This is a genomic window from Sphingomonas sp. LH128, from assembly GCF_000293195.2.
Classification (GTDB): Bacteria; Pseudomonadota; Alphaproteobacteria; order Sphingomonadales; family Sphingomonadaceae; genus Novosphingobium; species Novosphingobium resinovorum_A.
In genome coordinates this window covers 61518-67711 of sequence record NZ_ALVC01000353.1, presented here as the reverse complement: position 1 = coordinate 67711, position 6194 = coordinate 61518, and the positions used below count along the sequence as shown (strand labels likewise).

The 6194-nt window shown below is 65.7% G+C and carries 6 protein-coding genes; 5 read left to right on the top strand and 1 reads right to left on the bottom strand.

Annotation, left to right across the window (positions count from 1 at the left end; all coding sequences use genetic code 11):
• Positions 1-144, top strand: a 144-nt coding sequence (locus tag LH128_RS32495) for an oxidoreductase C-terminal domain-containing protein (RefSeq protein ID WP_008832416.1), incomplete at its 5' end; no start/stop codon positions are given.
• 190 nt (positions 145-334) lie between these two features.
• Positions 335-1894 (top strand): tetratricopeptide repeat-containing sulfotransferase family protein, encoded by a 1560-nt coding sequence (locus LH128_RS24680; RefSeq protein WP_036525003.1) that lies wholly within the window; start codon positions 335-337, stop codon positions 1892-1894.
• Positions 1895-1963: 69 nt separating this feature from the next.
• Here LH128_RS24680 and LH128_RS24675 read toward each other — a convergent pair whose 3' ends face one another.
• Entirely contained in the window at positions 1964-3052 is a 1089-nt protein-coding gene (locus LH128_RS24675; RefSeq protein ID WP_008832414.1) for a TauD/TfdA family dioxygenase, read from the bottom strand.
• 244 nt (positions 3053-3296) lie between these two features.
• On the opposite strand from LH128_RS24675, the gene LH128_RS24670 reads away from it, so the two are divergent.
• From LH128_RS24670 to LH128_RS24660, 3 genes are read left to right on the top strand one after another with little or no spacing between them, the layout of a single operon-like run.
• A complete protein-coding gene (locus LH128_RS24670; protein WP_008832413.1) occupies positions 3297-3938 on the top strand; it encodes an isochorismatase family protein in 642 nt (213 codons plus the stop codon).
• Positions 3935-4846: a hydroxymethylglutaryl-CoA lyase gene (locus tag LH128_RS24665; protein WP_008832412.1), complete on the top strand. Its 912-nt coding sequence runs from the start codon at positions 3935-3937 to the stop codon at positions 4844-4846. Before LH128_RS24670 ends, LH128_RS24665 begins: the two co-directional genes overlap by 4 nt.
• Before the next feature lie 5 nt (positions 4847-4851).
• Positions 4852-6063, top strand: coding sequence for a CaiB/BaiF CoA transferase family protein (locus LH128_RS24660; protein ID WP_008832411.1), 1212 nt, complete (start codon positions 4852-4854; stop codon positions 6061-6063).
• The last annotated feature ends 131 nt before the right edge of the window (positions 6064-6194 follow it).

Here is a 6194-nt window from a genome sequence, read left to right as displayed (position 1 = left end):
CTCAAGCAGGGCAAGGTCGTGGCGCTGGACTGCGTGAACATGGTCAAGGACTACGTGCAGGGCCGCAAGCTGGTGGAAGCGGGTGCGACGCCTGATGTCGAGCGCCTCGCCGACGCAGGCGTACCGCTGAAAGAACTGGTGTGAGGATGACGTCGTCCCGGACCCGATCCGGGACCGCTGGCCGTGAACCGCCTTGCGACGACGAGAGCAGCGAGGAAGTGATCGGGGCGATTGTCAGGGCGCGACCCGGCAGGTAGGCTCGTCGCCTCGAACAGCAGTAGAGGTCGCGCCGGATTGTTTCCTTCCAAGCCCATCGTTCCGACCGTTGCTCCACATGACGCTTGAAGCACAGGCGAGAGCAGCGTTGCGACAGGGGGACCTGAAGGGCGCGGCGTCGGCGGCGGGTGCGCTGGCGCAGGCGAGGCCGGACCAACCGGCGGGTTTTTTCCTGCTTGGCGTGGCGGCGGCAGAAGCGGGGCAGATCGCGCGTGCGGTGCCCCTGCTCGAAGCGGCGGTCGCGCGCGGGCCGGAGCCGGAGCATCTTGCCCAACTGGCCAAGCTGCTCATCCTGCTGCGGCGCGACGGGGAGGCGGCAGACGCGGCGCGGGAGGCGATGGCGCTGTCGCCGATGGATGCGCGCACTTTCGACACCATCGGGTGCGTACTGGCGCGCCTCGGCGATCACGAAGCCTCGCTCGCGCCGTTCGCTGCCGCAGTGGCAGCCGAGCCGGACGACCTCGAATATCGCTACAACCTTGCGGCCGCCAGCGGCTTTACCGGCCGTCTCAATGAGGCAAGCGCTCACTACGAGACGATCCTTGCCGCTGACCCGGTCAATGCGCGGGCGCATTACGCCCTTGCCATCCTGTCACGGCAGACCGCGCAGGCCAATCACGTCCCCCGGCTGAACGCGGCGCTGGCGGCGGTACGTGAGCCGGACGCTGCGCTGCGCATTCGCTATGCGCTGGCCAAGGAGCACGAAGATATCGGTAACTCCGCCGATGCGTTCCGCCACCTGTCGGCCGCCAACGACGCGCACAAGCGCAGCATCGGCTACGATTTCGCGCAGGATGCCGAGATATTCGACGCAATCGAAACCGTGTTCGAAAAGGGCTCGCCGGTAAGAAGTGAAGGGCGGCGCGGCGCCGCTCCCATATTCGTGGTCGGCATGCCGCGCACCGGAACCACGCTCGTCGATCGCATCCTGTCCTCTCATCGCGACGTCGAGGCGGCCGGTGAATTGCAGGCGATGCCGCTGGCGGTGAAGCTGCTGGCAGGTACTCCATCGCGCCGCGTCATCGACGGCGAAACCGTTGCGGCGAGCGTCGCTGTCGATGCTGGGGAACTGGCCGCCGCCTACCTTGAGCGTGCGGCCCATCACGTGGCGGCGCAGAAGCCGCGCTTCACCGACAAACTGCCTGCCAATTTCCTGTACATCGGGCACATTGCGCGCGCCTTGCCCGATGCCCGGATCGTCTGTCTGCGTCGTAATCCGATGGACACGATCTGGAGCAATTACAAAAATCTGTTCGGAAGCCAGTCGCCTTACTACGCCTATTCCTACGATCTGATGGATACCGCACGCTACTATGCGCGCTTCGACCGGTTGATGAAGTTATGGCAAAGCCTCTGGCCGGACCGCGTGTTGCAATTGTCCTATGAGGCGCTCGTCGCCGATCAGGAGGGCGAGACGCGGCGAATGCTTGCTCATTGCGGACTGGAGTGGGACGAGGCCTGCCTCGCCTTCCACGAGAACCGCGCCGCCGTTGCCACGCCGAGCGCGGCGCAGGTTCGGCGGCCGATCAACGCAGATGCCGTCGAGCGCTGGCGTGCGCATGAAGCGGCACTCGCGCCAGCGCGGGCATGGCTGCAGACGCAGGGTATCGACGCCTGAGCCCATCGCTCCTCACCGCGAGCGCGGCGAGATAAGCCATGCCAGTCGCAGTGACAGCCGGCATAGGGGTCAGGAAAGCAACCTCGGCACCGACATGGTGCGGATGGAGAAGCGGGCGTCGGGATGCTCCACCCCGTCGCGGTGCGCGGCACGGTGCTGGACGACGCCGTTCTTGCCGAAACCCTGGACCACCGGCCGATCGGTCTTGCTCGACAGCCAGAGGCGTAGAAGGTGGCGCTTGCGCTGCGGTTCGGGCCAGTCGAAGAACTCGGTGCGCGAGTGGAGCGCGGCATAGTTCGACAGCCACTGGATGTCGCCGGGACGAAAATCCATCGCGATCGCCATGCCGGGCTCGTACGTGATTTCGTCGAAAAGGCGCAGGACTTCCAACTGATCCTCGGTCAGCTTCGGCACGCCGGGGTACTCCTGCGCCGTCACGATATAGAGCGAACCGGCATACATCGAGAAAACCCCGTCCTCCACACTCACCACCGGCGAGGTGTAGGTATCGGCGGGCGCTTCCGCGTCCTGGCGCCTCCAGTCCCAGTGGAACGGCTCGAGCAGCAGGTGAGCAAGGTCCGGTCGGCGGCGCAGGATCTCGTTGTAGATCTCCGCGCCTGAGACCAGGCACGACAGCCCGCCTTCGCGCGCGCCGCGCAAACACATCAGCGCGACGATGTCGGAACTGTCGGAATGATAGACCAGCTTGTCGCGCACCTTGGAGGACTTCGCAGTGGGATCGTCCATCGTCTTGTCGCTGGTGGCGTAGACGTGGTCGAGCAGGTCGCCCATCTCGTTCTGGCGGATCGGATCGCCCATGTGCAGGCCTAGCACGTAGTAGATCGCACTCGACAGCGCATCGGAATAGAGGTCCGAACGCAGCCCGCGCACCAGCACGAAGCCGCGCCCGAAATCGACGTCCTCTCGCCACGCCTTCACCGCATCGGCGCAAGCGACCAGCGGATAGTCTTCCGCCTGGACGAAACGCAGGTCAGGGTCGTCCTCGAGGAAGCGGTTTCCCAGCGTTTCCAGTTCGGCGAGCTGGTCCGCGTCGAGTTCGTAGACCCAGTCCTGGCCCTCCATCAGACGATCCCCGCGCCATGCGGCGGCGGTCAGGACGGGGCCGAGGGCGGAGGATGGAATTTCGGCGACGGTCATAACGGCATGTCTCCTGTGGCGCGTGGCGGCACTCTAGGCATGCTGACATCGCATTGTCTTGATGCTGGACGCACGCGAACGTGCACGAAAGTTCACCATGCATAGCCGCTGGAATTGATTTCTGTGCACTGACTTGGCTTGAAAAGCCGCACATGTGGCGGTTTTACGTTGACCGCATGATTTTTTGTATACTAAAATACTGTCGTAACTGTGTCGATTCGACGGTTCATCGGGAGCTTGCGCAATGGCGGCGAATGCTGCGCTGGAAGACAATTACGCCGTGGCGTTTGGCGGAAAGGCCGGCTTCGGGCGCTTCCCGGCGCTGGTTCTGATCGATTTCGTCGAAGCCTACTTCGCGCCAGACAGTCCGCTTTACGCTGGAGTCGAGGACGCATTGACATCGGCGCTGCGCGTGCGTGAAGCCGCGCGGGCAGCGGGCGTGCCTGTGATCCTGACCAACGTGACGTACCACCCCGGCGGTATCGACGGTGGCCGCTTCTTCGAGAAGGTCCCGGCGCTCGAGGCTTTCATCGCCGGCAACCCGATGGGCGCATGGCCCAAGGGGCTGGAACCGCAAGCGGACGAGATCGTGCTGACCAAGCAGTACCCCAGCGCCTTCTTCGGAACTTCGCTTGCCGCGACGCTGACCGCGCGGGGCATCGACCAGGTGATCCTCGGCGGCCTGTCCACCAGCGGCTGCGTGCGCGCGACTTGCGTGGATGCCATGTCGCACGGCTTCCGCACCGCTGTCGTCGCCGACGCCTGCGGCGATCGCCATCCCGAGCCGCACAAGGCCAACCTCTTCGACATGAACGCGAAATATGCAGACGTCGTCTCGGAAGAGGCGATCATCACCTATCTGTCCGAACTGGAGACCATTCGATGACCGCGATCGAGATCGTCGAAGTTGCCCCGCGCGACGGCTTGCAGAACGAGAAAGTCCTCGTCTCGCTGGAAGACAAGGCCGAACTGATCCGCCGCCTGATCGACTGCGGCGCCCGCCGGATCGAGGTCGGCAGCTTCGTGAACCCCAAGAAGGTGCCGCAGATGGCGGGCACTGACGAACTCCTCGCCATGCTGCCGCGCCGGGGCGACCTGACGTACGTGGGCCTCGTCATGAACATGCGCGGGCTGGAGCGCGGTCTCGCCGCCGGTATCGACGAAGCGGGCGCGGTCTGCGTCTCGACCGACGGTTTCGCGATGCGCAACCAGGGCCAGACCAGCGACGAATCCATCGGTGTCGCGTCCGAAATCGTGCTCGCCGCCAAGGCAGCGGGCAAGAGCGGTCAGGTGACCATCGGCGCCGCGTTCGGCTGCCCCTTCGAAGGCGAAGTGCCCGCCGAACGCGTCGTCGCCATGGCCCGCAAGCTCGCCGAAGTGGCCCCGCGCGAGATTGCGCTGGCCGACACCATCGGCGTCGCCGTGCCCGCCCAGGTATCGCGCCTTGTAACCCAGGTGCGCGAGGCGATCGGCGGCATTCCCGTCCGCGTCCACCTCCACAACACGCGCAACACCGGCATCGCCAATGCCTGGGCCGCGATCGAGGCGGGGGCGACCACGCTCGACGCCGCGCTCGGCGGGATCGGCGGCTGCCCCTTCGCGCCGAACGCCACCGGCAACATCGCCACCGAGGACCTGCTCTACATGCTGGATCGCTCGGACGTGGCGACCGGCTACGACCTTGCCGCCGCGATCGGCCACGCCAAGTGGCTGGAAACTGTCATGAACAAGCCCCTTCCCGCAATGGTGAGCCGTGCCGGCTCGTTCCCGCAGACCATCGAACAGAAAGCCTGACCGCCATGGACACCCCTAACACCGGCGCCTTGACCGACATCCGCGTGGTCGAACTCGGCCAGCTCATCGCCGGGCCGTTCTGCGGCCAGTTGCTGGGCGACATGGGCGCCGAAGTCATCAAGGTCGAACCGCCGCAGATCGACGGGAAAGGCGGCGGCGACCCCATGCGCAACTGGGGCCACGGCGACGCCAAGCTGTGGTGGGAAGTGGTCGCGCGCAACAAGAAGTCGGTCAGCGCCAACTTGCGCGTGCCCCAAGGTCAGGAGATCGTGCGCAAGCTCGTCGCCCATGCCGACATCCTGATCGAGAACTTCAAGCCCGGCACCATGGAAAAGTGGGGCCTCGGCCCGGACGTGCTGCATGAGATCAACCCGCGCCTGATCATCGTGCGCGTTTCGGGCTACGGCCAGACCGGGCCTTATTCCTCGCGCGCGGGCTTCGGCGGCATCGGCGAGGCCATGGGCGGATGGCGCTACATCGTCGGCGATCCCGACCGCGCGCCGAGCCGCATGGGCGTCTCCATCGGTGACAGCCTTGCCGCGACTTACGGCTGCATGGGCGCGCTGGCCGCGCTCCACGCCCGCGAGCGCACCGGCAAGGGCCAGGTGGTGGACAGCGCACTCTACGAGGCGGTGCTGCAGGTCATGGAAAGCCTGGTGCCCGAGTACATGGTTTCCGACCATGTCCGCAAGCGTACCGGCTCGATCCTTGAAGGTATCGCGCCGTCGAACGTCTATCCCACCAGCGACGGCGAGTACCTGATCGGCGCCAATCAGGACGCGATCTTCAAGCGGCTCTGCCAGGCCATGGGCCGCCCCGAAATCGGCACCGATGAGCGCTATGCGACCCACGTGGCACGCGGCGAGCGCCAGACCGAGCTGGACGATCTCATCGCCGAGTGGACGCGCACGCTGACGGTGGACGAACTGGAGGAGAAGATGATCGAATTCTCGATCCCCGCCGGCAAGATCTACCGGGCGCCGGAGATGCTATCCGACCCGCACTTCGCCGCGCGCGAGGCGCTGATCGACGTCGAGCATCCGCAGTGGGGTTCGTTCAAGATGCAGAACGCCTTCCCCAAGCTGTCGGCGACGCCGTCTTCCGTGCGCCGCCGCGCTCCGCTGGAAATCGGGCAGGACAATGCCGAAATCTACGGCGACCTGCTGGGCATGAGCGAGGACGAAATCGCGGCGCTGAAGGCCGGCGCGGCGATCTGATCACTATCCTCCCCGTTCCGCAGGAATGGGGAGGGAGACCGCCCGCGCAGCGGGTGGTGGAGGGGGATAACCCCTCCGGCAGCCCTGCAGGCTGCCACCTCCCCATCGCTGCGCGACAGGGAGGATAAGGG